General features: G+C 70.4%; 23 protein-coding genes. 18 read left to right on the forward strand and 5 right to left on the reverse strand.

The window, feature by feature from the left end; genetic code table 11:
- Positions 1 to 259: 259 nt before the first annotated feature.
- The gene (locus tag ABZ693_RS06665; protein WP_359874084.1) at positions 260 to 964 is read left to right on the forward strand and encodes an O-methyltransferase; all 705 of its coding nucleotides are present in this window, start codon (positions 260 to 262) and stop codon (positions 962 to 964) included.
- Here ABZ693_RS06665 and ABZ693_RS06670 read toward each other — a convergent pair.
- Both ABZ693_RS06670 and ABZ693_RS06675 read right to left on the reverse strand, forming a co-directional pair.
- Positions 961 to 1,143, reverse strand: a complete 183-nt coding sequence (locus tag ABZ693_RS06670; protein WP_359874087.1) for a hypothetical protein — start codon at positions 1,141 to 1,143, stop codon at positions 961 to 963. The two genes, ABZ693_RS06665 and ABZ693_RS06670, sit on opposite strands and share 4 nt — an antisense overlap.
- A complete protein-coding gene (locus ABZ693_RS06675) occupies positions 1,140 to 1,337 on the reverse strand; it encodes a hypothetical protein (protein ID WP_359874089.1) in 198 nt (65 codons plus the stop codon). Before ABZ693_RS06675 ends, ABZ693_RS06670 begins: the two co-directional genes overlap by 4 nt.
- Before the next feature lie 71 nt (positions 1,338 to 1,408).
- On the opposite strand from ABZ693_RS06675, the gene ABZ693_RS06680 reads away from it, so the two are divergent.
- Positions 1,409 to 2,026, forward strand: a complete 618-nt coding sequence (locus ABZ693_RS06680) for a TetR/AcrR family transcriptional regulator (RefSeq protein WP_359874091.1) — start codon at positions 1,409 to 1,411, stop codon at positions 2,024 to 2,026.
- 378 nt (positions 2,027 to 2,404) lie between these two features.
- Positions 2,405 to 3,292 (forward strand): hypothetical protein, encoded by an 888-nt coding sequence (locus ABZ693_RS06685; protein ID WP_359874094.1) that lies wholly within the window; start codon positions 2,405 to 2,407, stop codon positions 3,290 to 3,292.
- Positions 3,293 to 3,302: 10 nt separating this feature from the next.
- On the opposite strand, the gene ABZ693_RS06690 is transcribed toward ABZ693_RS06685, so the two are convergent.
- On the reverse strand, positions 3,303 to 3,815 hold the full coding sequence (locus ABZ693_RS06690; RefSeq protein WP_359874096.1) for a GNAT family N-acetyltransferase: 513 nt from the start codon (positions 3,813 to 3,815) through the stop codon (positions 3,303 to 3,305).
- Entirely contained in the window at positions 3,806 to 5,047 is a 1,242-nt protein-coding gene (locus tag ABZ693_RS06695; RefSeq protein WP_359874098.1) for a helix-turn-helix domain-containing protein, read from the reverse strand. Before ABZ693_RS06695 ends, ABZ693_RS06690 begins: the two co-directional genes overlap by 10 nt.
- A 197-nt stretch (positions 5,048 to 5,244) precedes the next feature.
- On the opposite strand from ABZ693_RS06695, the gene ABZ693_RS06700 reads away from it, so the two are divergent.
- Positions 5,245 to 5,613 carry a hypothetical protein gene (locus ABZ693_RS06700; RefSeq protein ID WP_359874100.1) on the forward strand — a complete coding sequence of 123 codons (369 nt, stop codon included), beginning with the start codon at positions 5,245 to 5,247 and terminating at the stop codon, positions 5,611 to 5,613.
- Positions 5,614 to 5,683: 70 nt separating this feature from the next.
- On the opposite strand, the gene ABZ693_RS06705 is transcribed toward ABZ693_RS06700, so the two are convergent.
- Complete coding sequence (locus ABZ693_RS06705) at positions 5,684 to 6,364, reverse strand: HD domain-containing protein (RefSeq protein WP_359874102.1); 681 nt, start codon at positions 6,362 to 6,364, stop codon at positions 5,684 to 5,686.
- Positions 6,365 to 6,630: 266 nt separating this feature from the next.
- On the opposite strand from ABZ693_RS06705, the gene ABZ693_RS06710 reads away from it, so the two are divergent.
- The 14 genes from ABZ693_RS06710 (at position 6,631) to ahcY (ending at position 22,938) form a co-directional block, all read left to right on the forward strand.
- Positions 6,631 to 8,085, forward strand: a complete 1,455-nt coding sequence (locus tag ABZ693_RS06710; RefSeq protein WP_359874104.1) for an MFS transporter — start codon at positions 6,631 to 6,633, stop codon at positions 8,083 to 8,085.
- A 107-nt stretch (positions 8,086 to 8,192) separates the two neighbouring features.
- Positions 8,193 to 9,368: a trans-sulfuration enzyme family protein gene (locus ABZ693_RS06715; protein ID WP_359874106.1), complete on the forward strand. Its 1,176-nt coding sequence runs from the start codon at positions 8,193 to 8,195 to the stop codon at positions 9,366 to 9,368.
- 134 nt (positions 9,369 to 9,502) lie between these two features.
- Positions 9,503 to 10,099, forward strand: coding sequence for a MaoC family dehydratase (locus tag ABZ693_RS06720; protein WP_359874108.1), 597 nt, complete (start codon positions 9,503 to 9,505; stop codon positions 10,097 to 10,099).
- A gap of 239 nt (positions 10,100 to 10,338) precedes the next feature.
- Entirely contained in the window at positions 10,339 to 11,181 is an 843-nt protein-coding gene (locus ABZ693_RS06725) for a class I SAM-dependent methyltransferase (RefSeq protein ID WP_359874110.1), read from the forward strand.
- Positions 11,178 to 12,221 carry a class I SAM-dependent methyltransferase gene (locus tag ABZ693_RS06730; protein WP_359874112.1) on the forward strand — a complete coding sequence of 348 codons (1,044 nt, stop codon included), beginning with the start codon at positions 11,178 to 11,180 and terminating at the stop codon, positions 12,219 to 12,221. Before ABZ693_RS06725 ends, ABZ693_RS06730 begins: the two co-directional genes overlap by 4 nt.
- 64 nt (positions 12,222 to 12,285) lie before the next feature.
- The gene (locus tag ABZ693_RS06735) at positions 12,286 to 13,179 is read left to right on the forward strand and encodes a diiron oxygenase (RefSeq protein WP_359874114.1); all 894 of its coding nucleotides are present in this window, start codon (positions 12,286 to 12,288) and stop codon (positions 13,177 to 13,179) included.
- Positions 13,180 to 13,315: 136 nt separating this feature from the next.
- The gene (locus ABZ693_RS06740) at positions 13,316 to 14,203 is read left to right on the forward strand and encodes a class-II aminoacyl-tRNA synthetase family protein (protein ID WP_359874116.1); all 888 of its coding nucleotides are present in this window, start codon (positions 13,316 to 13,318) and stop codon (positions 14,201 to 14,203) included.
- A gap of 1 nt (position 14,204) precedes the next feature.
- Positions 14,205 to 14,651: a holo-ACP synthase gene (gene acpS / locus ABZ693_RS06745; RefSeq protein WP_359874118.1), complete on the forward strand. Its 447-nt coding sequence runs from the start codon at positions 14,205 to 14,207 to the stop codon at positions 14,649 to 14,651.
- Between the two features lie 13 nt (positions 14,652 to 14,664).
- Positions 14,665 to 14,919: an acyl carrier protein gene (locus ABZ693_RS06750; protein WP_359874120.1), complete on the forward strand. Its 255-nt coding sequence runs from the start codon at positions 14,665 to 14,667 to the stop codon at positions 14,917 to 14,919.
- Entirely contained in the window at positions 14,916 to 16,124 is a 1,209-nt protein-coding gene (gene metK / locus ABZ693_RS06755) for a methionine adenosyltransferase (protein WP_359874122.1), read from the forward strand. The genes ABZ693_RS06750 and metK overlap by 4 nt, the downstream gene beginning before the upstream one ends.
- Positions 16,125 to 16,138: 14 nt before the next feature.
- Positions 16,139 to 17,122, forward strand: a complete 984-nt coding sequence (locus ABZ693_RS06760) for a carbohydrate kinase family protein (protein WP_359874124.1) — start codon at positions 16,139 to 16,141, stop codon at positions 17,120 to 17,122.
- Positions 17,119 to 20,628, forward strand: coding sequence for a methionine synthase (gene metH / locus ABZ693_RS06765; protein WP_359874126.1), 3,510 nt, complete (start codon positions 17,119 to 17,121; stop codon positions 20,626 to 20,628). The genes ABZ693_RS06760 and metH overlap by 4 nt, the downstream gene beginning before the upstream one ends.
- Entirely contained in the window at positions 20,625 to 21,530 is a 906-nt protein-coding gene (gene metF, locus ABZ693_RS06770) for a methylenetetrahydrofolate reductase [NAD(P)H] (RefSeq protein WP_359874128.1), read from the forward strand. Before metH ends, metF begins: the two co-directional genes overlap by 4 nt.
- A complete protein-coding gene (gene ahcY / locus ABZ693_RS06775) occupies positions 21,523 to 22,938 on the forward strand; it encodes an adenosylhomocysteinase (protein WP_359874131.1) in 1,416 nt (471 codons plus the stop codon). Before metF ends, ahcY begins: the two co-directional genes overlap by 8 nt.
- Positions 22,939 to 22,941: the final 3 nt, after the last annotated feature.

Below are 22,941 nucleotides of genomic sequence, written 5' to 3' on the forward strand. Positions count from 1 at the left end.
CGCCTTTCCCCGGAGGGGCACGAACTGCCGACTCCGGCGTTTGAATGCGGTTCGAAATTGCGAGACGACACCCGCCGTGCGAGCATCATTCATGCCGCACTACTCGCGGGTATGCGGCCGTGCGCCGGAGAACCACCTGAACGGCGGCGCGCGCTCCGCGCGGGCGCCCGAGGTGACGGAAACAGGCGCGTCGGAAGCGGGCGCATGGCCGATTGTCATGGCCGACTGTGCGGCGGGGTCCCGGCCAAGGAGGCATGCCATGGAGCGAACGGCCACCTCGGGGGAGTCGGACACGCGATCCTCGGTCAGCCTGACGTTCGACCATGAGATGTCGACGGCCGAGGTTGAAAGCCTGCGGCGAAGCCTGGGCGCGCGAACCGCCCTGCACGTGCCGCCCGGGGTCGGCGCCGCCTTCGCCCGGGCCCGGCGGATCGGATTCGCACAGTCGTGCTGCCCCGAGGTGGGTGCGCTGATGTCCGTCCTCGCGGCGGCGGTTCCCGGCGGCGGACGGATTCTCGAACTCGGCACGGGAGCCGGCGTCGGTCTCGCGTGGATCGTGCACGGGCTGCGCGGCCGTACCGACGTCGAGGTCGTCAGCGTCGAGATCGACCCGCGCAAGTCCGCCGCGGCGGCGGACGCGCCCTGGCCCGAGGGCGTCACCCTGGTGGTCGGCGACGCCAGGAACCTCCTGCCCTCCCTGGGACGCTACGACCTGATCTTCCTGGACGTCCCCGGCCAGCTGAAGGCTTCCTTGCTCGATGACACTCTCACCGCCCTGAAGCCCGGCGGGCAGCTCCTCATCGACGACATGAACCCGTACTGGGACCAGGGAGCGACCCGACGGCCCCGGTACGCGGGTGCCCCCGAGCGCGTGCTTGAGGACCCCCGTGTGGTCTGCACCTTGCTCCCGTACGCGACCGGGATGATCCTCGCGTCGCGCCTGTTCGGGGAAGAATCGGCCTAGGAGCGGCGGCGGGTCGACCTGCGCCAGATCGTGCGCAGGCCGAGGGCCAGGGCGACGAGGGCCGCGACGACGATTCCGGCCTTGATCACGAGGTCCACGAGGATGTGGTGGACGAATTCCGAGGACTCCATCAGCTGCGCCGACCGGGACGCGGGCGGGACGAGGGCGGGCGCGGTCATCGGCGGTCCTCCAGGCGGCGGGCGGCGGCGCGGGCGGCGGCCTTCACGGCGGGGGTCGCGTAGCGGCGGACCTCGTCGAGCCGGCCCGTGCGCCTGAAGTGCAGGGCCACGGCGAAGACCACCAGGGCGAGGACGACGATACCGGCCGCGACCAGGCCGAATCGGACGAGCAGCAGCGTGAGCACGGTGTCCATGAGGGGCCTCCAGCTTTATTTATCACGCCTGTGATAAATCCTTTGTATCACAGGCGTGATAAAAAGGCTCCATGCCCAAGCAGGTGGATCCGGAAGCCCGCCGTCGACACGTCGTCGACGCGCTGTTCCGTGTCGTCGTCCGGGAAGGCCTCCAGCGCACCTCGCTGCGGGCCGTCGCCGACGAGGCCGGACTGAACATCGGCTCACTGCGCCACTACTTCTCCGGGCAGCAGGAGCTGATGCGGTTCGCGATGCGGTCGATGCTCGAACGGGTGGCGGTCCGCCTGGTCGACCGCGTCGACGAGATAGGCGAACTGGTCGACTACTCCCGGCGCGAACAACTGACCCTCTGCGTCGAACTGTTGGCCGAGCTCCTGCCGCTCGACGCCCACCGCCGGGCCGAGGTCACCGTCTTCCTCGACTTCAACACCGCCGCCCGCACGGACCCTTCGCTCGCGGACCTGTCCCGGCAGACCGCCGAGGGGGTACGGGATCTCGTACGCCGCGTCCTCGGCCGCCTCGACGACGCGGGCACCCTGCGCCCCGGCCTCGACCGGGCCGTCGAGACGGAGAAGCTGGCATCCCTCATCGACGGCCTGGGGCTCAACGGCGTCCTGCACCCCGAGGTCCTCGACCCGGACCTCTGCCACGCCGTGCTGCGCGCCCATATCGAGGGCCTGGCCCGCTGACCGGGCATCGGCCCGCCGGGAGGCGACGGGCCGGGGCGTGGCCGGCCACGCCCCGGCCCGCTTGACGCCCTTGGTAAGTACTGGGGGAAAGAACTACCTACCTCACCCTCCCCTACCTCTCCCTACCTACACCAACTACCCCGATTCCACGATCGGGTGACAAAGGGTTTGGAAGGCGGGCGAGTACCCGCGGATGCGGTACGGTCGCCACAAACGACCCCGCAAAAGCAAACGCGGCCCCCGCCGGGACTGGCATCCCGACGAGGGCCTACCGTTCAGGAAGAACAGAACTTCCCAATGGTTGATCCGCAGTCTAACGCGGCGATGCCCGCGTTTCCCGGAACGTTCGAGATCCCCGCCGACGCGCCACGCTCAGGGGTGATCCGTGTACGAACCCGGTACCGCGACCACTTCACGGTCGTCGGCAACCACCTCGCCCAGCACCCCGACCTGTCGGCCGCCGCGATCGGCGTCGCGGTGTACATCCAGTCGCTGCCCGACGGCGCCGACATCTCGGTCAAGCGCCTGACCCTGCGTTTCCGTGAAGGCGAGATCACGATCCGCCGGGCGGTCAACGAGCTGGTGGAGCAGGGCTACTTGGAGCGCCGCCGGATCCCGCTGGGCATGGGCCGGTTCGCCACCCGCGTGATCTCGTACGACGATCCCGCCTGCCGCTGGCCCGCACCGCCTTGCCCACCGGAGCCCCCGGCCGCCCCCGAGCCGCCGCGGCCGCCCCGCAGGCAGGAGCCGACGCCGCCGCCGCCCCCGGCCGAGATGCCTCCTCCTCCGGCCGAGACGCAGCCTCCCGTCGCGCCGCCGCCCCGGTCGGCCCAGTCCGCCCCGCCGAAGACACCCCCGCCGCCCCCGCTGCCGCCGCTCTCCGGCCCGGCCGCCGACCTGCTGTCCCGGCTGCGCACGGCCGATCCCCGCCTGCTGCTCTCGCTGCGCGACATCCACCAGCTGGCGCCCGCCGTCGACACCTGGCTGGAGCGGCACGCGACCGCCGACCAGATCACCCGTACCCTCACCGCCGGCCTGCCGCCGCTGCACGTGCCGATCCACTCCCCGGCCCGCTTCCTCGCGTACCGCCTGGCCGCCCATCTCCCGCCTCCGCTCCCGGCGGCACCACAACAGCCCGCCGGGCCCCCGCCGTTCGGGAACTGCGAGGTCTGCGACCGTGCCATCCGCACCCACGACCCGCACCCCGTCTGCGCGGACTGCCGCGCCGATGCCCGCGACCAGGCCCACGACCCCGCAGCAGCGTGACCCCAGCCCCTCACTCGCTCCGCAGCGCACGCACCATGACCGCGAACCGCGGGGAGTCGTCCGCCGGCTGGACCTCCTCCCGCTGCTCGTAGCCCCACTTCTCGTACAGGGCCCGCACCTTGGGATGGGTGGCGTCGACGAGCAGCGTCACGAAGTCCGCCTCCGACGACCTGACGAGCGCGTCATGCAGCGGCCGCGCCCGCCCGGTGCCCTGCCACCGAGGCAGCACCATCAGTTCGGACAGGGCGAAGATCCGCCCCCGTACGTCCCGGGGGCGCCGCGCCCCCTTCCACCAGCCCCCGGGCTTGAACGCCGCCCCGTACGCGTACCCGACCGGCCCGTCCCCTTCCCACCCCGACACGCACGACCAGTTCTCCCGCCCCGACCACAAGTCGACGAAGTACGCGAACCGTTCGCGAGTGTGAAACGGGTTCGGGTCGTGCGCGTACACCTCGTCGTGAATGTCGAGCAGTGTGGACCGGACGCGCGGCGCGTCGGTGTGCGCGTACCACTTCAGATCCATTGGCGTGACTCCTCGATCCAGCTTGTGACTTCGGGCATGTTCGTCCCCGTGGCCTCGACCACTTGGCGAGTTCTGGCCAGCGTGTTCGCGGTGCGCTGTGAACCGGAGCCCGGGGGAAGCACATCGCGCGCCTGCTTGCCGGTTGCGCAAGCCAGTTCGACTTCACCTTGACGTGCCTGGCACAGCGAGAGATGTGCCGTGTAGAGGGCTCTGTCGCGCACCATGTCGCCGGGGAGCGTGGCGAGCGTGCGGTGAAGGCAGGATTCGGCCCGCTCGTGTTCGCCGAGCGCCGTCCAGGCGTACGACGAGAGGGCGTTGAATTCGGCCTGACTATAGAAGGCGATCCATGCCGATGGCTGGCCACCACGGGCTCGTTCGAATGCCTTCTCCGCGAGAGTGATGGCCCGCTGCGACTCCGCGGGCCGATGAATCCTGGCCAAGGAATTGGCGTGGCGCATGTGCCCCAGTGACGCGTACAGCGGGTCGCGTCGTGCCACCGAGGAGTGCTTCATCACCTCCGCGCCGGCTGCCGCCTCGGCATGGTTCTCCCTTTGGCTGGAAGCAAGCGTCAGATGGTCCCAAACCCGGTAGAGGGCCGTGCTGTCACGAGCCAGACCCGCGAGAGCGAGGGCCTGGTGCAAATGTTCGCGAGCTCGCCGTGGTGCGCTGGCGTCGATGGCCGCGAAGCCTGCCAGGCACCTGACGTCGGATGCGATGCGGTACAGCTGACGTCGGACGCTGTCCGAGGCACCGCCTCCGGCGAGGAACAGCTGGATACGTGCTGCCAGCTCGACTACCCGGTTCTCGTGTTCCTTCGCTCCGCCGAGTCGCTGGTCGTCCCGCAGCAGGGCGAGGTACTCCAGTCGCAGCCGGTCTAGGTCGGACCGGCCCGGGCGGGCACCTCGCACCGGATGGGTGGCGAAGACGGCGGTTCCGGTCGCTGCGGCAAGGAAGGAACGACGACGCACTGGGTCCTCCGCTGGTGCGGCGGTACGTGGTGGATCGAACCCTAATGCCGAGACCGGGCATCCGAACACCGCTTGCAGCGCGGCGCAGGTCCGGCCGATCGGCCTGCGGGTGCTGCCATTGACCAGATTCCGCACCGTTCGCGCGGACACGTCACCGGGCTTTCCGCTGAGCGCTTCGAGGGCGAGATTCATCCGATGCGCCAATTCGTCTTGAGTGAGACCGAGTTCGAGCATGCGACGCTTGAGGATGACGTTCGCTCCCATGCTTGGAAAGGTAGCTGGGCCGCGAACCCTCGACCAGTTGTCAGGTAATGGGAGCGCAAAGTCTTCCGGTTGTCGCGAACGTCTCGGCGGCATCCCTTCCTGTTCACGGGTGCCGCGAGGCCCTTGGCTGATCACATGTATCCGGAGGTAGAGGACTCTCCGGGCGACCCCGCTGTATTCCCGGCAGGAGTGTGCACATGACCACGGGTTCCTCCCACGCCACCGACGAGCCTCTGGAGTTCGGTGTGCCAAGTCCCGCGCTCGTCGTCCGAGCCGCTGCCGGGTTCGAGAGGTTTCTTGACCGCAGCGGTCAGGAAGACGTGGCGGAGGGCGGCCGTCACGTCGTGACCGATGCCGACGCAAGGTCGCTCTTCCATGAGGACGACCATCCCTGGCTGCATCGGACCGTCCGGGACATCGCGAGTCGCGGTGAGGGGGAACTCACCGCGATCGTGCACGAGGTGACCGCAGGCCGGACTGTTCGGGTCGCGCACATCCGCCCCACGTCCGGCGTCGAGTGGACTGCGGCGGCGGAGAACATTCAGCTCGTCTCGGACGCCGGCTGAGGTCGTCGGGCGGGAGGGCGACCGCGCTCGGTGCCACCGTCGGTGGGCGCCTGCCCGCCCCCAGGGGGCCTCAACTCGCCTCGTTCGTCAGTTCCTTCAGCTCGCGTTCCATGTTGGCGCGGGCCCGTGACTCCCAGGCCGCCGCTCCGTACGGGGTGCGGAAGAGGCGGGGGAGGGCGAGAAGGTGACGGAGTACGGCCGCTCGGCCCTCGCGGAAGTCGGGGTCCGGGACGAAGGCGTACTCCTCGCGGACCGCGCTCGTATACCCCGTATAGGTATCCGGGTCGCTCGCCAGGACGGCGAGGTCCGCGTCGCACAGGGTCTCGCCGTCGAGGTCGCCGGGGGCCGGGTCGTGGGTGACGGTGAGGCGGACGAGGCGGGCGACCTCGGCGACCTCGTGCCGGGTCAGGCCGGCCTCGGTGAGGGCCTTCTCGGCCAGGGCCGCCGAACGCTCCTCGTTCTCCGAGCGGTCCGGCCGGTAGACCGCGTCGTGGAACCAGGCGGCCAGCCGTACCAGCTCCAACTCCCCGCCCTCGCCGCCCTGATCGGCGAGTTCGTCGATGCGGTCGAGGACCGCCCGCAGGTGCGACACGGTGTGGTAGCGGCGCTGCGGCTCGGACCAGCGGGACAGCAGGTTCCGGCCGTACGGGATCGGGTCCGGGCCCGCGCGGCCGGTGCGGGCGGCGAGCAGGGTCGAGGTCCAGCGGGCCAGGAGTTCCTGTTCCTGGAGGGGTGTCAGCTCGGCGGTCATGTACGCATTCTGCCGCCCCCGTACGCGCGTCACGCGCGGAGGCGCGCGCTCCTCTTCCCGCCCCGGGGCCGCTCCACGCCCGGCGACACCGGGCCTTGACCGGGTCGAAACCAGGCCGTGACCACCGGCCGGACGTGCTCTGAACTCGGCTCTTAACCGGGCCCTTACATACCCCCCATGGGTATGCTACGGTGCAGCGCACAGGTACCCCCCAGGGGTATGTGTTCGCTACTTCAACTCTCCAACGCGAGCGAAGGGTCAGGGCAATGTCAACCGTCAATCCCCGGCGCTGGTGGGCACTTGTCGTGCTCGCCGCCGCACAGTTCATGGTCATCATGGACACGTCGATCATCGGCGTGGCGCTTCCGGAAATGCAGAAGGACCTCGGCTTCTCGCAGAGCGAGCTGCAGTGGGTCTTCAACGCCTACGTGATCGTCTTCGGCGGTCTGCTGCTCCTCGGCGGGCGCCTCTCCGACCTCATCGGAGCCCGCAAGATCTTCGTGTCCGGCTGGGTCGTGATGATCGCCGGTTCGATCGTCGCCGCCGCCGCGCAGACGGCCTGGGTCGAGATCGTCGGCCGTGCCGTCCAGGGTGTCGGTGGCGCGCTCATCGCGCCGTCCGCCATGACCCTGCTCATGATGCTGTTCATGCACGACCCGCGTGAGCTGGGCAAGGCGATGGCCCTCTACGGCGCCGCGGCCCCGGCCGGCGGTACCGCGGGTGTCTTCCTCGGTGGTGTCTTCACCGAGTGGGCCGCCTGGCAGTGGTGCTTCATCATCTACGTCCCGATCGGTCTGATCACCCTCGCCGCCACCAAGATCCTCCCGAACGTCGAGTCCCGCCGCGGTTCCGTCGACATCCTCGGCGCCATCTCCGTGACCGCCGGTCTCGCGCTCGCCGTGTTCGCCGTCGTCCGCGCCCCCGAGGTCGGCTGGGGCTCCACCGCCACCATCCTGGAGCTGGCCGGCGCCGTCGTCCTGCTCATCCTGTTCTTCGTGATCCAGAAGTCCCTGCGCGAGCCGCTCATGCCGCTCAGCGTCTGGCGGGTCCCGCGTCTCGGCTCGGCCAACCTGGCGATGACGCTGCTCGGCGCCGCCTGGATCCCGATGTGGTACTTCCTCAACCTGTACCTCCAGCAGGTCCTGGGCTACGGGGCGTTCGAGTCCGGTGCCGCGCTGCTCCCGATGACCGTCCTCCTCATGATCTTCATGACGGCCATCACCGCCCGCCTCATGATGAAGTTCGGTGCCAAGCCGCTCATCGGCATCGGTCTGCTGGTCCTGGCCGCCGGCCTGGTCTGGCTGGCCACGGTCGAGCCCACCGGCACCTTCCTGGTCGACGTCCTGCCGGCCTCGCTGGTCGCCGCGCTCGGCATGTCCCTCGCCTACATCCCGGCGATGATGTCCGCGATGGCCAACGCTCCGCAGGAGCAGGCGGGTCTCGCCTCCGGCATCGTCAACACCACCTACAACGTCGGTTCCGCGCTGGGCCTCGCCGCCCTCACCGCGGTCGCGATGTCGCAGGGTGCCGCCCAGATCGACAACCTGCCGAAGCTGACGGACGGCTTCTCGTCCGCCTTCATCGGCGCCGCGATCATCGCCGCCGTCGGCGGTGTGATCACGCTCCTCGTGATGAAGGGCGACAAGGCCCTGGCCGCCGGTGCTCCGGCCGACGCGGGCGACGCCGCGCCGCAGCAGCAGGGTGACAAGGTCAACGCCTGATCACCCTCCCCTCAGGGGCCGCCCGACGTTCCTCCCCGGACGTCGTGCGGCCCCTTTCGCATGCCCTCCACGCACCCGTCAGTCCCGCCACTCGGAAGGAACCGGTCATGGAACTCGGAACCCGCGCCGTGCACGTCGCCAATCCGCCGCTGGAGCAGGGGAGTTCGCCGCTCTCCGTGCCCCTCGTGCAGTCCTCCGCCTTCGCGTTCGCCTCCGCCGACGAGCTGGCCGGGGCGATGGCGGGTCCCGACGGCCCGTACGTGTACAGCCGCCGCGGCAACCCGACCGTACGGGCCCTGGAGACCACCCTGGCCGGGCTGGAGGGCGGCTCCGGCGCCATCGCCTTCGCCAGCGGCATGGGGGCCATCAGCGGGGTGCTGCTCTCCCGGCTCAAGCCGGGGGACCGGGTGGTGGCGCAGCGCTGCCTGTACGGGGGGACGTACGCCGTCCTGTCCGACCTCGCCGCCCGCTACGGCGTCCACGTCACGTACATCTCCGGCGACAGCGTGGCGGAGTTCGAGCGGGCCGTGGCGGAGGCCGAGCCGGCCCCGAGGCTGCTGGTCCTGGAGACCATCGCCAACCCCACCGGGCAGGTCGCCGACCTGCCCGGACTGCTCGCCGCCGCCCGCCGGCTCGGCGTCACCAGCATGGTCGACAGCTCGCTCGCCTCGCCCGTGCTGTGCCGTCCGATCGAGCTCGGCGCGGACATCGTCGTGCACTCCACCACCAAGTACCTCTCCGGCCACTCCGACGTCCTCGGCGGCGCCGCCGTCTTCGCCGACGACGCCCTGCGTCGGGCCGTGTGGCCCCGTACGGTCGAACTCGGCGCGTGCGCCGACCCGTTCGCCGCCTGGCTGACCCTGCGCGGCATCCCGACGCTGCCGCTGCGGATGCGGCAGCACTGCGCCAACGCGGCCGTGCTCGCCGAGCGGCTGGCGGCCCGCGACGACGTCGTGGCCGTCCACTACCCGTGGCTGGCGGGCCACCCCTCGTACGACACCGCCCGCGCCGTCCTCGCCGGCGGTGGCGGGCTGTTGTCGTTCGAGCTGGCGGGCGGCCGGGAGGCGGGCCGGGCCTTCATCGAGCGGGTCCGGGTGGCCCGGCTCGCGCTCTCGCTCGGCGGCGTGGAATCCCTGGTCACCCACCCCGCGTCCACCTCGCACCGGGAGCTGGACGCGGACGCGCTGGCGGCCGCGGGGATAGGCGCCGGCCTGGTGCGGATGTCGGTCGGCATCGAGGCGGTGGAGGACCTGTGGGACGACATCGTGCAGGCCCTCAAGTGAACGGCGCCGTAAGGGCTGTTCGGGTTCCGGTTCAGGGGTCTTCCAGCCTTCTTTTGGCTTGACAAAATAAATGGTTGATTCGTAGATTAGGGGATACCAGGAAACGACCACTCCTAGGTCAAGGGGGGCGCGGAATGCGCTACTTCGAGGACTTCCGGCCCGGCGACGTCCACGAGCTGGGCACCGTCACCGTCACGGCGGAGGAGGTGCTGGAGTTCGGCAGGCGCTTCGATCCGCAGCCCTTCCACACGGACCCCGAGCTCGCCAAGGACTCCCAGTTCGGCGGACTGATCGCCAGCGGATTCCACACCCAGTCGATGTTCATGCGCCGGTACGTGGACGGCCTGCTCGCCTACAGCGAGTGCATGGGCTCGCCCGGCATCGACGAGGTCCGCTACCTGCGCCCGGTCCGCCCCGGGGACGTCCTCACGGCACGCGTCGAGGTCCTCGGCGTCACGCCGTCGCCGTTCAACCGGGCCACCGGCACCGTCAAGCCGCGGTGCACGCTGGTCGGCGCCGACGGCGCCCCCGTGTTCAGCATGATCCTGCACAGCATCTTCCGGCGACGTCCCGCCGGGTCCGAGGCCGGCCGTCTGTCGTCGATGCCCGCGTCCGAGGACCCGGCGGGCTGCTGCGGCTGCGGGCCGAAGGACACCGCGGCCCGCGGGTCCGGCCGTACGTCCGACCGTGCCGTCACGGCGGAGACCCGCAGCCCCGCGATGAGCGCCTGATCCACGCGGCGCGGCACACACCCGCCCGCACTCGCGCCCACGCGCGAGCGACACCCCGTACGAGCGACACCCCGGACGTCTCGCACGTCCCGCACGCCCCGGCGTGCGGCCCGGACCGGGTCCGCCCCTGGTCCGGGTCGCCCCCCGCACATCTGAACACGGCACCTGAACGTCACCTGAGCACGGCACCTGAGCACGGTCGATCGCACCACTCACCCACCAGCGAAGGGGGCCCTCCTGTGGAGGCCGTATCCCGCACCGCCCAGTGGACCGCCGCAGCGCGCGCCCTGGAGACCGAGCGCGAGGACCGGCTGTTCGCCGATCCCTACGCGCGCACCGTCGCCGACCAGATCGGCTTCGATCTGCTCGAGCGCTACGCCGGGGGCGGCACCGTGCCGTTCCTCGCCATCCGCACCACCTACCTGGACCGCGCCATCGTGAAGACGGTGCGGGAGCGCGGCATCCGCCAGGTGGTCTTCCTCGCCGCCGGCATGGACACCCGGTTCTTCCGGCTGCCCTGGCCGGACGGCGTCACCGTCTACGAGCTCGACCGCCCCGCCCTTCTCGCGGCCAAGGCCGGCATGCTGAAGGACGAGCCGCAGCCGGCCGGACGCACGCGCGTCACCGTCCCGGTCGACCTCACCCAGGACTGGACCGGCCCCCTCAAGGAGGCGGGATGGAAGAGCGACGAGCCCGTCCTGTGGGTGGTGGAAGGACTGCTGTTCTTCCTGCCCGAGCAGGCCGTCCGGACCCTCATCTCGACGCTGTCCGCGCACGCGGCGCCCGGCTCCGTGCTGCTCGGCGACGTCATCTCCAAGGCCGCCCTGAGCAACCCGCTGGCCCGCTCCTTCATGAAGGCACTGGAGGAGGACGGCAACCCGTGGCTCTTCGGCACCGAGGAGCCCGAGGAGCTGCTCGCCGACTGCGGCTGGGCCGTACGCGAGGTCAAGCAGCCCGGTGAGGACGGCGCCCACTTCGACCGGTGGCCCTACCCGGTGCCGGCCCGGTCCGTGCCGCGGCTGCCGCGCTCCTTCCTGTTCACCTGCGATGTCCCGACGTACGAGGAGGGCTCGGCCGCATGACCGCCCACGACTTCCACCAGAAGGTCATCACCGACGCCGGCGCGGCCGTGCGCGGTCTGACCGTCGCGCTCGGCGAGCGCCTCGGCCTCTACAAGGCCCTTGCCCAGCACGGCCCGTTGACCGCAGCCGAGCTGGCCGGCAAGACCGGCACGAACGAGCGGTACATCGAGGAGTGGCTGCACGCGCAGCTGTCCGCCGGGTACGTGGAGCGGCACCCGAGCTCGCTCACGTACACCCTGCCCGCCGACCACGTCGAGGTGCTGGCCGATCCGACGGCCGTCACCTTCGCCGCCGGGTTCTTCACCGCGCTGAAGGCGCTGTACGCCACCGAGGACCTGCTGGCCGAGGCGTACAAGACGGGTGACGGGGTCGGCTGGGCCGAGCACGACGCGGCCCTCGACACCGGCATGGGCTCCTTCTTCCAGCCGACGTACGAGCACAAGCTGGTCGCCGACTGGCTGCCGTCGCTGCACGACGTCACCGAGAAGCTGGCGGACGGCGGCACCGTCGCGGACGTCGGCTGCGGCGTCGGGCACACCACGCTGCTGATCGCCCGCGCCTTCCCGAACGCCACGATCCACGGCTTCGACTACTCCGAAGAGGCCATCTCGATCGCCCGGCAGCTCGCCGAGGAGGCCGGCCTGTCCGACCGCGTCGTCTTCGAGGTCGCCTCGGCCGACGACTACCCGGGCACCGGGTACGACCTGGTCTGCTTCTTCAACGCCCTGCACGACATGGGCGACCCGGTGGCCGCCGCCCAGCACGTCCTCAAGTCCCTTGATTCGGACGGCACCTGGATGCTGGTCGAGTCGAACGTGTCGCCCGCCGACATCGACACCCAGACGCCGGCCGCCCGCATGTTCATGGCCCTGTCCGCCGTGATGTGCCTGCCCGTCGCCGTCGCCCAGCGCGGCCCGCACGCGCTCGGCAACCACTCCGGCGAGAAGGCGTTCCACGCGATCGCGGAGGAGGCCGGCTTCGGCCGCTGGCGCCGCGCGAGCGAGACGCCCGTGAACGCCGTCTACGAAGTCCGCCCCTGACCCGACCTCCGGACCCGGTAGATCCATTCGACCCGCCAGACCACGAAGAAGAGGGAGTAAGGCCATGGGCGTGACCGCCCCGCTGCCCGTCACCGACCGGTTCATGGAGGTCCTGGAGCGCCTGAGCGAGCGTTCCGTCGAGGACTACTACAACCCGTACCAGACCTTCCAGTGGCCCGACGCCCTGGAGGAGAAGCAGTACTGGATGACGCCGGAGCTGCTGACCGTCTACGGCACCGAGCACTTCGAACGCCTGGATGAGGAAACGCTTCAGCGCCTGTCGCGGTGGGAGTCCATCAACTTCTACAGCCTCAATGTGCACGGCATCCGCGAGCTCCTCATCGAGGTCGTCGGCCGTATCCACATGCCCGGCTTCGAGGTCCCCTCGGACTTCTTCCACCACTTCATCGGCGAAGAGAACGAACACATGTGGTTCTTCTCGGAGTTCTGCCGCCGCTACGGCAGCAAGATCTACGGCTCCACCGGCATGCGCGCCGACGCCGTCTGGGTGCCCGAGGTCGAGAACTTCCTCGTCTTCACCCGCATCCTCTTCTTCGAGGAGCTGGTCGACCACTACAACTCCCGGATGGCGAAGGACGCCTCGCTGTGCCACACCATCCGTGAGGTCAACCGGATCCACCACCAGGACGAGTCGCGCCACATCGCCTTCGGCCGCGAGCTGGTCTCGCTGCTGTTCCAGCGGATGACCGAGGCCGTCAGCGCCGAACGGGTCCGCGAGGTCGAGGCGTACGTCAAGCGCTACGTCGTCTACAGCGTCAACTCGCTCTACAACCCGCATGTGTACAAGGACGCCGGCATCGCCGACCCGCTCGGTCTGCGCAACGCGCTGATCGCCGACGAGTCCCGCCGCGCCCACGAGCGCAAGGCGATCCGCAAGCCGCTCGCCTTCTTCCTGAAGACCGGCATCTTCTCCGACGACAGTCTTCCCGTCCTCTGAGAACCCGGTCCCGAGTCCGCGAACCCCGAGTGCGCGCAGTCGTCAGTCCGCGAGCCCCGCGTGCGCGGACCGAGATTCCGCGGACCCGGCGGCGCGAACTCCGAGTGCGCGAACCCACCTGAGAGGTGCACCGACCATGACCGTGACGACCCCCGAGCACGTCGGGGCCACCAGGGGCCTGCCCACGCTGGGCCCGGAGGGGACCCGCCTGCTGCGGCTCCTCGACGACACCTTCGAGAGCTGGGGAGTGGGCGCGGGCGCCCGCCCGATGACCATGCCCCCGCTGCTCCCGGCCGCCGACCTGGCCCGGCTCGACTACTACGACAACTTCCCGCACCAGGCCGTCGTCGCCGCCCCGCTCGATCTGGAGCGCCGGACGACCGCGCCGTTCTCCCCCGACTCCGGCACCTTCCCGGCCGAGGCGCTGCAGCCGGCCGCCCTCGGTCTGCCGTCGGCGTCCTGCTACGCGGTGTACCTCACCCATCAGGGCACGTCGGTCGCGGACGACACGCTGGTGACGATCTGTTCGTGGTGCTTCCGCAAGGAGACGCACTACGAGGGCATGCGGCGCCAGCTCGGCTTCCGTATGCGGGAGATCGTGGCCATCGGCTCCCAGGAGCACGCCGAGACCCACCTCGTGGACTTCACGGCCCGGGTGCGGGCGTACGCCGCCGCGCTCGACCTGCCGCTGAACCGGGAGGCCGCCACCGATCCCTTCTTCGACAAGGGGAGTTCGAAGGCCCTGCTCCAGCGGCTGACGCCGGTGAAGCACGAGTTCCTGTACGAGGACCTGGCCATCGCCTCCGTCAACACGCACCGGAACTTCTTCGGCGATCGCTGCTCGATCTCGCGCGAGTCGACCGGCGGCCCGGCCTTCACCAGCTGTGTCGCCTTCGGCCTGGAGCGCTGGCTGTCGGCACTGACCCGCCGCTACGGCAGCTGGGAGGCCGCCACCGAAGCGGTTCTCGACGCGAACGCCCGCATGCGCGCCGATGCGAGTCTCGCGGCCGGGCCGGTGATCTGACGTGCCGGCCCGTCCCGTCGCCCCGCCGGCGGGCGGCCTGGGCTGGGCGAACCTCGGCATGGACATCGTGTCCGTCAACCGCGTGCGAAGGCTTATCGGCCAGTACGGGGAGAAGTTCTTCGAGCGGATGCTCACCCCCGGCGAACTCGCCGACTGCCGTACCGCCGACGGGCTCGACATCCTGAGCCTGTGCGGCCGGATCGCGGCCAAGGAAGCGGCGTTCAAGACGTTACGGGTCCGCGGCAGGTTCCTGCCCTGGACCGACATCGTCGTACGGCGCTCCGAGGGCGGCTGGCCGCTCGTGGAGCTGCGCGGACCCGCGGCCGGCATGGCCCAGGAGTCCGGCATCTCCGAGATCACCGTGTCCATCAGCCACGACGTGGACTACGCGGTCGCGGTCGCCGCGCCGATCATCGCCCCCACCCCTTCCGTAACCAGCAGTAGGTAAAAGGAGAGCAATCATGGCCGACGGCCTGCAGACGGTGAAGAACTGGATCCTGGAGCGTCACCCGGAGCGCGACGACGTCGCCGCGGACCTCGACCTGATCGAGAACCGCCTCATCGACTCGCTGTCCTTCGTCGAGTTCGTCTTCCTCCTGGAGCAGGAGAGCGGCACGGCGATCCAGATGGAGACCCTGGAGGTCGACTCCATCCGCACCCTCGCCGCCATCGAGCAGCACTTCTTCGGCGCGAAGGTCGAGGTGGGACAGGCATGAGCCGCCGCCTCTTCACCTCGGAGTCGGTGACCGAGGGGCACCCCGACAAGATCGCCGACCGGATCAGCGACACCATCCTGGACGCCCTCCTCCGTGAGGACCCGTCCTCCCGCGTCGCGGTGGAGACCCTGATCACCACCGGCCAGGTGCACATCGCCGGCGAGGTCACCACCTCCGCGTACGCGCCGATCGCGCAGCTGGTGCGCGACGCCGTCCTCGACATCGGCTACGACTCCTCGGCCAAGGGCTTCGACGGCGCCTCGTGCGGCGTCTCGGTGTCCATCGGCGCGCAGTCGCCGGACATCGCCCAGGGCGTGGACACCGCGCACGAGGCGCGGGTCGAGGGCGATGGCGACGAGCTGGCCGCGCAGGGCGCCGGCGATCAGGGCCTGATGTTCGGCTACGCGTGTGACGACACGGCCGAGCTGATGCCGCTGCCGATCGCCCTCGCGCACCGGCTGTCCCGCCGGCTGACCGAGGTCCGCAAGAACGGCACCGTCCCCTACCTGCGCCCGGACGGGAAGACGCAGGTCACCATCGAGTACGACGGGGACACCCCGGTCCGTCTGGACACGGTCGTCGTCTCCTCGCAGCACGCCACCGACATCTCCGTCGAGGGCCTGCTGACCCCCGACGTGCGCGAGTACGTCGTGGAGCACGTCCTCAAGGAGCTGGTCGAGGAGGGCGTGACGCTGGAGTCCGACGGCTACCGGCTGCTCGTCAACCCGACCGGCCGCTTCGAGATCGGCGGGCCGATGGGCGACGCCGGACTCACCGGCCGGAAGATCATCATCGACACGTACGGCGGGATGGCCCGGCACGGCGGCGGCGCCTTCTCCGGCAAGGACCCGTCGAAGGTCGACCGGTCCGCCGCGTACGCGATGCGCTGGGTGGCCAAGAACGTGGTGGCCGCGGGTCTCGCCAAGCGCTGCGAGGCGCAGGTCGCGTACGCGATCGGCAAGGCCGAGCCGGTGGGTCTGTTCGTCGAGACCTTCGGCACCGGCGTCCTGCCGGACGAGCGCATCCAGGAGGCCGTGTCCGAGGTCTTCGACCTCCGGCCGGCCGCGATCATCCGCGACCTGGACCTGAAGCGCCCGATCTACGCGGCCACGGCGGCGTACGGGCACTTCGGCCGGGAACTGCCGGAGTTCACCTGGGAGCGCACGGACCGGGTGGAGCAGCTCAAGCGCGCCGCGGGGATCTGAGGGGAGCCGAGGAGATGCGTATCGCTGTCACCGGATCCATCGCGACCGACCACCTGATGACCTTCCCCGGCCGGTTCAGCGAACAGCTGATCGCGGACCGGCTCGAACAGGTCTCCCTGTCGTTCCTTGCCGACAACCTGGAGGTCAGGCGCGGCGGAGTGGCAGCGAACATCGCCTTCGGGCTCGGTGTGCTCGGCCTGCGCCCCGTCCTCGTGGGCGCGGTCGGCGCCGACTTCGAGCCGTACCGGGTGTGGCTGAAGGACCACGGTGTGGACACCGACTCGGTGCGCGTCAGCGAGTCGCTCCACACCGCCCGGTTCGTCTGTACGACCGACGAGGCGCAGAACCAGATCGCCACCTTCTACGCCGGGGCGATGTCCGAGGCCCGGGAGATCGGGCTGCGCGACGTGCTGGCCCGGTCCGGGCGGCTGGCGCTCGTCCTGGTCTCGCCGGACGACCCCGAGGCCATGCTGCGGCACACCCGCGCCTGCCGTGAGCTGGGGGTTCCGTTCGCCGCCGATCCGTCGCAGCAGCTGGCGCGACTGGACGGCGGACAGGTGCGGGAACTGGTGGACGGGGCGCGGTTCCTGTTCACCAACGAGTACGAGACGGCCCTGCTGACCGAGAAGAGCGGGTGGAGCGAGGCGGAGGTGCTGCGGCACGTCACCACCTGGGTCACCACGCACGGCGCCGCCGGGGTACGGGTCCGGGGTGAGGGCCGGACCACGCTGGAGGTGCCGGCCGTGCGGGTGGACGAGGCGGTGGACCCGACCGGTGTCGGGGACGCCTTCCGGGCCGGATTCCTGGCCGGGACGCTGTGGGGCGTGCCGGAGCGGTGCGCGGCCGAGCTGGGCTGCGCGATCGCCGCGACGGTCCTCGACTCCGTGGGTACCCAGGAGTACCGGCTGCGGCGCGATCCGCTCCTGGAGCGGATCCGGACGACGTACGGGGTGGGCTGCACGGCCACCCTGGTCACCCATCTGAGGGGGCTGTCATGAGCCACGGGCAGGAACGTGGGAGCGGTAGGCCCTCGCTGCGGGAAGAGCTGACGACTCGGGTCGTGGTGGCCGACGGGGCGATGGGCACGATGCTCCAGGCCGCCGATCCGACGCTGGACGACTTCACCGGACTCGAGGGCTGCAACGAGATCCTCAACATCACCCGGCCCGACATCGTGCGCTCGGTCCACGACGCGTACTTCGCGGTGGGCGTGGACTGTGTGGAGACCAACACCTTCGGCGCGAACCTCGCGGCGCTCGCCGAGTACGGCGTCGAGCACCTGGTCGCCGAACTGTCCGAGGCGGGCGCGCGGATCGCCCGCGAGGCCGCCGACGCGCACACGGCCGGGGACGGCCGGCCGCGCTGGGTGCTGGGCTCGATGGGCCCCGGCACCAAGCTGCCGACGCTCGGGCACGTGACGTACGAGCCGCTGCGCGACGCGTACGAACAGAACGCGGAGGGGCTGCTGCGCGGCGGGGCCGACGCCCTGCTCGTGGAGACCTCGCAGGACCTGCTCCAGACGAAGGCGGCCGTCATCGGCGCCCGCCGGGCGCTGGACTCGCTGGGCCGCGAGGTGCCGCTGATCGTGCAGGTGACCGTCGAGACGACGGGCACGATGCTGCTCGGCTCGGAGATCGGCGCGGCGCTGACGGCCCTGGAGCCGCTCGGCATCGACATGATCGGCCTCAACTGCGCGACCGGGCCCGCCGAGATGAGCGAGCACCTGCGCTATCTGGCGCGGCACGCGCGGATCCCGCTGTCGGTGATGCCGAACGCGGGCCTGCCGGTGCTGACGAAGGACGGCGCGCACTACCCGCTGTCACCGGACCAACTGGCGGACGCCCAGGCCGGGTTCGTACGGGACTACGGGGCCGCGCTGGTCGGCGGCTGCTGCGGTACGACGCCGGAACACCTGCGGGCGGTCGTGGAGCGGGTCCGGGGCGAGGCCGTGCCGGCCCGCACGCCGGTGGCCGATCCGGGCGCGTCGTCGCTGTACGGGCATGTGCCGTTCCGGCAGGACACCGCGTACCTGGCGATCGGCGAGCGGACGAACGCGAACGGGTCGAAGAAGTTCCGCGAGGCCATGCTGGAGGGCCGCTGGGACGACTGCGTCGAGATGGCCCGGGATCAGATCCGCGAGGGCGCGCACATGCTCGATCTGTGCGTGGACTACGTGGGCCGGGACGGCGTCGCCGACATGGCGGAGCTGGCCGGACGGTTCGCGACCGCCTCGACCCTGCCCATCGTCCTCGACTCCACCGAGCTGGGGGTGCTGCGGGCCGGCCTGGAGAAGCTGGGCGGGCGCGCCGTCATCAACTCGGTGAACTACGAGGACGGGGACGGGCCCGAGTCGCGGTTCGCGAAGGTCGCGGGCCTGGCACGGGAGCATGGCGCGGCGCTGATGGCGCTGACCATCGACGAGGAGGGCCAGGCCCGGACGGTCGAGAAGAAGGTCCGGATCGCCGAGCGGCTGATCGCTGACCTCACGGGGAACTGGGGGATCCGCGAGTCGGACATCCTCATCGACACCCTGACCTTCACGATCTGCACGGGCCAGGAGGAGTCGCGCAAGGACGGCATCGCCACGATCGAGGCGATCCGGGAGCTGAAGCGCCGGCACCCCGACGTGCAGACCACGCTGGGCCTCTCCAACATCTCCTTCGGGCTCAACCCGGCCGCGCGGATCGTGCTCAACTCGGTCTTCCTGGACGAGTGCGTGAAGGCGGGCCTGGACTCGGCGATCGTGCACGCCTCCAAGATCCTGCCGATCGCCCGCCTGGCGCCGGAGCAGGTCGAGGTCGCCCTCGACCTGATCCACGACCGGCGGCGGGAGGGCTACGACCCGCTGCAGCGGTTCCTCGAACTCTTCGAGGGCGCGACGGCCAAGTCGCTGAAGGCCGGCAAGACGGAAGAGCTGCTGGCGCTGCCGCTGGAGGAGCGGCTGAAGCGGCGGATCATCGACGGCGAGAAGAACGGCCTTCAGGCCGACCTCGACGAGGCCCTGGAGTCGCGGCCCGCGCTCGACATCGTCAACGACACGCTGCTCGACGGCATGAAGACCGTCGGTGAACTCTTCGGCTCCGGCCGGATGCAGTTGCCGTTCGTGCTCCAGTCCGCCGAGGTCATGAAGAACGCGGTGGCGCATCTGGAGCCGCACATGGAGAGAACCGCCGACGGCGAAGGGGGAGTCGGCAAGGGCACCATCGTGCTCGCCACCGTGCGCGGCGACGTCCACGACATCGGCAAGAACCTCGTCGACATCATCCTCTCCAACAACGGCTACAACGTCGTGAACATCGGCATCAAGCAGCCGGTCTCCGCGATCCTGGAAGCCGCCGAGGAGCACAGGGCCGATGTGATCGGCATGTCCGGTCTCCTGGTGAAGTCCACCGTGATCATGAAGGAGAACCTGGAGGAGCTGAACAGCCGCGGACTGGCCGCCGGCTATCCGGTGATCCTCGGCGGCGCCGCGCTGACCAGGGCGTACGTCGAACAGGACCTGCACGAGATCTACCAGGGCGAGGTCCGCTACGCCCGCGACGCCTTCGAGGGCCTGCGCCTCATGGACGCCCTCATGGCGGTCAAGCGCGGGGTGCCGGGCGCGACGCTGCCGGAGCTGAAGCAGCGGCGGGTGGCACGGCGTCCCGAGCAGACGGCGGACTTCGTGGACGTACGGGAGCGCGAGCCGGAGCCGGCCGGGCGCAGCGACGTGGCCGCGGACAATCCCGTACCCGAACCGCCGTTCCTCGGGACCAAGGTCGTCAAGGGCATCCAACTGGCCGACTACGCGTCATGGCTCGACGAGAGCGCCTTGTTCAAGGGGCAGTGGGGGCTCAAGGACAAGGACCTCGTGGAGTCGGAGGGCCGGCCGCGGCTGCGCGGCTGGCTGGACCGGCTGCAGACCGATCAACTCCTCGAAGCGGCCGTGGTCTACGGCTACTTCCCCTGTGTGTCCAAGGGTGACGTACTGATCGTCCTGGACGAGGACGGGGACGAGCGGACCCGCTTCTCCTTCCCGCGCCAGCAGCGGGGCCGCCGTCTCTGCCTGTCCGACTTCTTCCGGGGCGAGGACTCCGGGGAGATCGACGTGCTGGCCGTCCAGGTCGTCACGGTCGGCTCCCGGATCGGGGAGGAGACGGCGAAGCTCTTCGCCGCCGACTCGTACCGCGACTACCTCGAACTGCACGGCCTGTCCGTGCAGTTGGCCGAGGCCCTGGCCGAGTACTGGCACGCCCGGGTGCGCGGCGAGTGGGGCATCGCGGGTGGCGACCCGGCCGGCCTCGACGGGATGCTGCGCACCGAGTACCAGGGCTGCCGCTACTCGCTCGGCTACCCGGCCTGTCCCGACCTGGAGGACCGGGCGAAGATCGCCGCCCTGCTGCGGCCCGAGCGGATCGGGGTCGAGCTGTCGGAGGAGTTCCAGCTGCACCCCGAGCAGTCCACGGACGCGCTCATCGTCCATCACCCGGAGGCGAGTTACTTCAACGCGGGAGGCCGGCGATGAGCGTGACCACGACCCAGGCGGCGCCTCCGGCGCCGACCGCCACGGGCCCGACCTTCTCCTTCGAGTTCTTCCCGCCGAAGACCGACAAGGGCGAGCGGACCCTGTGGGACGCGATCCGCCGGGTGGAGGCCCTCGCGCCGGACTTCGTCTCCGTGACGTACGGCGCGGGCGGCTCCTCGCGGGACCGCACCATCGAGGTGACCAAGCGCATCGTCACCGAGACCACGCTGCGGCCGGTCGCCCATCTGACGGCCGTCGGGCACACGGTCGCCGAGCTGCGCGCGATCATCGGCGCCTACGCCGACGCCGGCGTACGCGACGTGCTGGTGCTGCGCGGCGACCCGCCGGGCGATCCGCGCGGCGCGTGGTACCCGCACCCGGACGGCTTCACGTACGCGTACGAACTCGTCGAACTCGTCCGGTCGTTGGGCGACTTCCGGATCGGCGTGGCAGCCTTCCCGGAGGGCCACCCGCGCTCCCCGGACCCGCGGAGCGACCTCGCGCACTTCGTCGCCAAGTGCAAGGCGGGCGCGGACTACGCGATCACCCAGATGTTCTTCGACCCCGAGGACTATCTGCGGCTGCGCGACCGGGTCGCGGCGGCCGGCTGCGACACCCCGATCATCCCGGAGATCATGCCGGCCACCGACGTACGGCAGATCCGGCGCTTCGCCGAACTGTCCGACGCGGCCTTCCCCGAGGACCTGGCGCACCGCCTGGAGGCCGCGAAGGACGACCCGGCCACGGCGTACCGCGTCGGCGTCGAGCACGCGGCCCGGATGGGCCTGAGGCTGCTCGACGAGGGGGCGCCCGGCCTGCACTACATCACGCTCAACAAGTCCACCGCGGCACGCGAAATCCACCGCACCGTCCTAGCGTCAAGGAGCTTCGTCCATGTCTGACACGGCGTTCACCGACTACAAGGTCGCCGACATCTCCCTGGCCGCCTTCGGCCGCAAGGAGATCACGCTCGCCGAGCACGAGATGCCGGGCCTGATGGCGATCCGCCGGGAGTACGCCGCCGCGCAGCCGCTGGCGGGCGCCCGGATCACCGGCTCGCTGCACATGACCGTCCAGACCGCCGTCCTCATCGAGACGCTGGTCGCGCTCGGCGCCGAGGTGCGCTGGGTGTCCTGCAACATCTACTCCACCCAGGACCACGCGGCCGCCGCCATCGCCGCCGCCGGCATCCCGGTCTTCGCCTGGAAGGGCGAGACGCTGGAGGAGTACTGGTGGTGCACCGAGCAGGCGCTGACCTGGCCGAACACGCCCACCGGCGGCCCGAACACGATCCTCGACGACGGCGGCGACGCCACGCTCCTCGTCCACAAGGGTGTGGAGTACCAGAAGGCGGGCGCCGTGCCCGACCCGTCGACCGCCGACAACGAGGAGTTCCGGGTCATCCTGGAGCTGCTGCGCGACACCGGCCTGGACTGGTCGACGATCGCCGACGGCATCCGCGGCGTGACGGAGGAGACCACCACCGGTGTCCACCGCCTCTACGAGATGCACCGCGACGGCGCGCTCCTCTTCCCCGCGATCAACGTGAACGACGCCGTGACGAAGTCGAAGTTCGACAACAAGTACGGCTGCCGGCACTCCCTCGTGGACGGCATCAACCGCGCCACCGACGTCCTCATCGGCGGCAAGACGGCCGTGATCTGCGGTTACGGCGACGTCGGCAAGGGCAGCGCCGAGTCGCTGCGCGGCCAGGGCGCCCGCGTGATCGTCACCGAGATCGACCCGATCTGCGCGCTCCAGGCCGCCATGGACGGCTTCCAGGTCGCCACCCTGGACGACGTCGTCGAGACCGCCGACATCTTCGTCACCACCACGGGCAACAAGGACATCATCATGGCGTCCGACATCGCCCGGATGAAGCACCAGGCGATCGTCGGCAACATCGGCCACTTCGACAACGAGATCGACATGGCCGGGCTCGCCAAGATCGACGGGATCGTCAAGGACGAGGTCAAGCCGCAGGTCCACACCTGGACCTTCCCGGACGGCAAGGTCGTCATCGTGCTGTCCGAGGGCCGGCTCCTGAACCTCGGCAACGCCACCGGCCACCCCTCCTTCGTGATGTCGAACTCGTTCGCGGACCAGACCCTGGCCCAGATCGAACTCTTCACGAAGACCGCGGAGTACCCGGTCGGCGTCTACACGCTGCCCAAGCACCTGGACGAGAAGGTCGCCCGCCTCCACCTCGACGCCCTCGGGGTCCGGCTGACCACACTGCGCCCGGAGCAGGCCGCGTACATCGGTGTCCCGGTCGAGGGTCCGTACAAGCCGGACCACTACCGCTACTGAGGC

The organism is Streptomyces laurentii (assembly GCF_040635425.1).
Taxonomy (GTDB): domain Bacteria; phylum Actinomycetota; class Actinomycetes; order Streptomycetales; family Streptomycetaceae; genus Streptomyces; species Streptomyces laurentii.

Excerpts from the sequence above, each read along its gene's own strand:
- ABZ693_RS06690 (WP_359874096.1), bottom strand. The coding sequence starts at position 3,815 with ATGGATCTGAAGTGGTACGCGCACACCGACGCGCCGCGCGTCCGGTCC.
- ABZ693_RS06675 (WP_359874089.1), bottom strand. The coding sequence starts at position 1,337 with ATGGACACCGTGCTCACGCTGCTGCTCGTCCGATTCGGCCTGGTCGCG.
- ABZ693_RS06740 (WP_359874116.1), top strand. The coding sequence starts at position 13,316 with ATGACCGTGACGACCCCCGAGCACGTCGGGGCCACCAGGGGCCTGCCC.
- metH (WP_359874126.1), top strand. The coding sequence starts at position 17,119 with ATGAGCCACGGGCAGGAACGTGGGAGCGGTAGGCCCTCGCTGCGGGAA.
- ABZ693_RS06730 (WP_359874112.1), top strand. The coding sequence starts at position 11,178 with ATGACCGCCCACGACTTCCACCAGAAGGTCATCACCGACGCCGGCGCG.
- metF (WP_359874128.1), top strand. The coding sequence starts at position 20,625 with ATGAGCGTGACCACGACCCAGGCGGCGCCTCCGGCGCCGACCGCCACG.
- ABZ693_RS06750 (WP_359874120.1), top strand. The coding sequence starts at position 14,665 with ATGGCCGACGGCCTGCAGACGGTGAAGAACTGGATCCTGGAGCGTCAC.
- ABZ693_RS06720 (WP_359874108.1), top strand. The coding sequence starts at position 9,503 with ATGCGCTACTTCGAGGACTTCCGGCCCGGCGACGTCCACGAGCTGGGC.
- ABZ693_RS06735 (WP_359874114.1), top strand. The coding sequence starts at position 12,286 with ATGGGCGTGACCGCCCCGCTGCCCGTCACCGACCGGTTCATGGAGGTC.
- ABZ693_RS06700 (WP_359874100.1), top strand. The coding sequence starts at position 5,245 with ATGACCACGGGTTCCTCCCACGCCACCGACGAGCCTCTGGAGTTCGGT.
- ABZ693_RS06670 (WP_359874087.1), bottom strand. The coding sequence starts at position 1,143 with ATGACCGCGCCCGCCCTCGTCCCGCCCGCGTCCCGGTCGGCGCAGCTG.
- ABZ693_RS06680 (WP_359874091.1), top strand. The coding sequence starts at position 1,409 with ATGCCCAAGCAGGTGGATCCGGAAGCCCGCCGTCGACACGTCGTCGAC.
- ABZ693_RS06715 (WP_359874106.1), top strand. The coding sequence starts at position 8,193 with ATGGAACTCGGAACCCGCGCCGTGCACGTCGCCAATCCGCCGCTGGAG.
- metK (WP_359874122.1), top strand. The coding sequence starts at position 14,916 with ATGAGCCGCCGCCTCTTCACCTCGGAGTCGGTGACCGAGGGGCACCCC.
- ahcY (WP_359874131.1), top strand. The coding sequence starts at position 21,523 with ATGTCTGACACGGCGTTCACCGACTACAAGGTCGCCGACATCTCCCTG.
- ABZ693_RS06760 (WP_359874124.1), top strand. The coding sequence starts at position 16,139 with ATGCGTATCGCTGTCACCGGATCCATCGCGACCGACCACCTGATGACC.
- ABZ693_RS06705 (WP_359874102.1), bottom strand. The coding sequence starts at position 6,364 with ATGACCGCCGAGCTGACACCCCTCCAGGAACAGGAACTCCTGGCCCGC.
- ABZ693_RS06665 (WP_359874084.1), top strand. The coding sequence starts at position 260 with ATGGAGCGAACGGCCACCTCGGGGGAGTCGGACACGCGATCCTCGGTC.
- ABZ693_RS06710 (WP_359874104.1), top strand. The coding sequence starts at position 6,631 with ATGTCAACCGTCAATCCCCGGCGCTGGTGGGCACTTGTCGTGCTCGCC.
- ABZ693_RS06695 (WP_359874098.1), bottom strand. The coding sequence starts at position 5,047 with ATGGGAGCGAACGTCATCCTCAAGCGTCGCATGCTCGAACTCGGTCTC.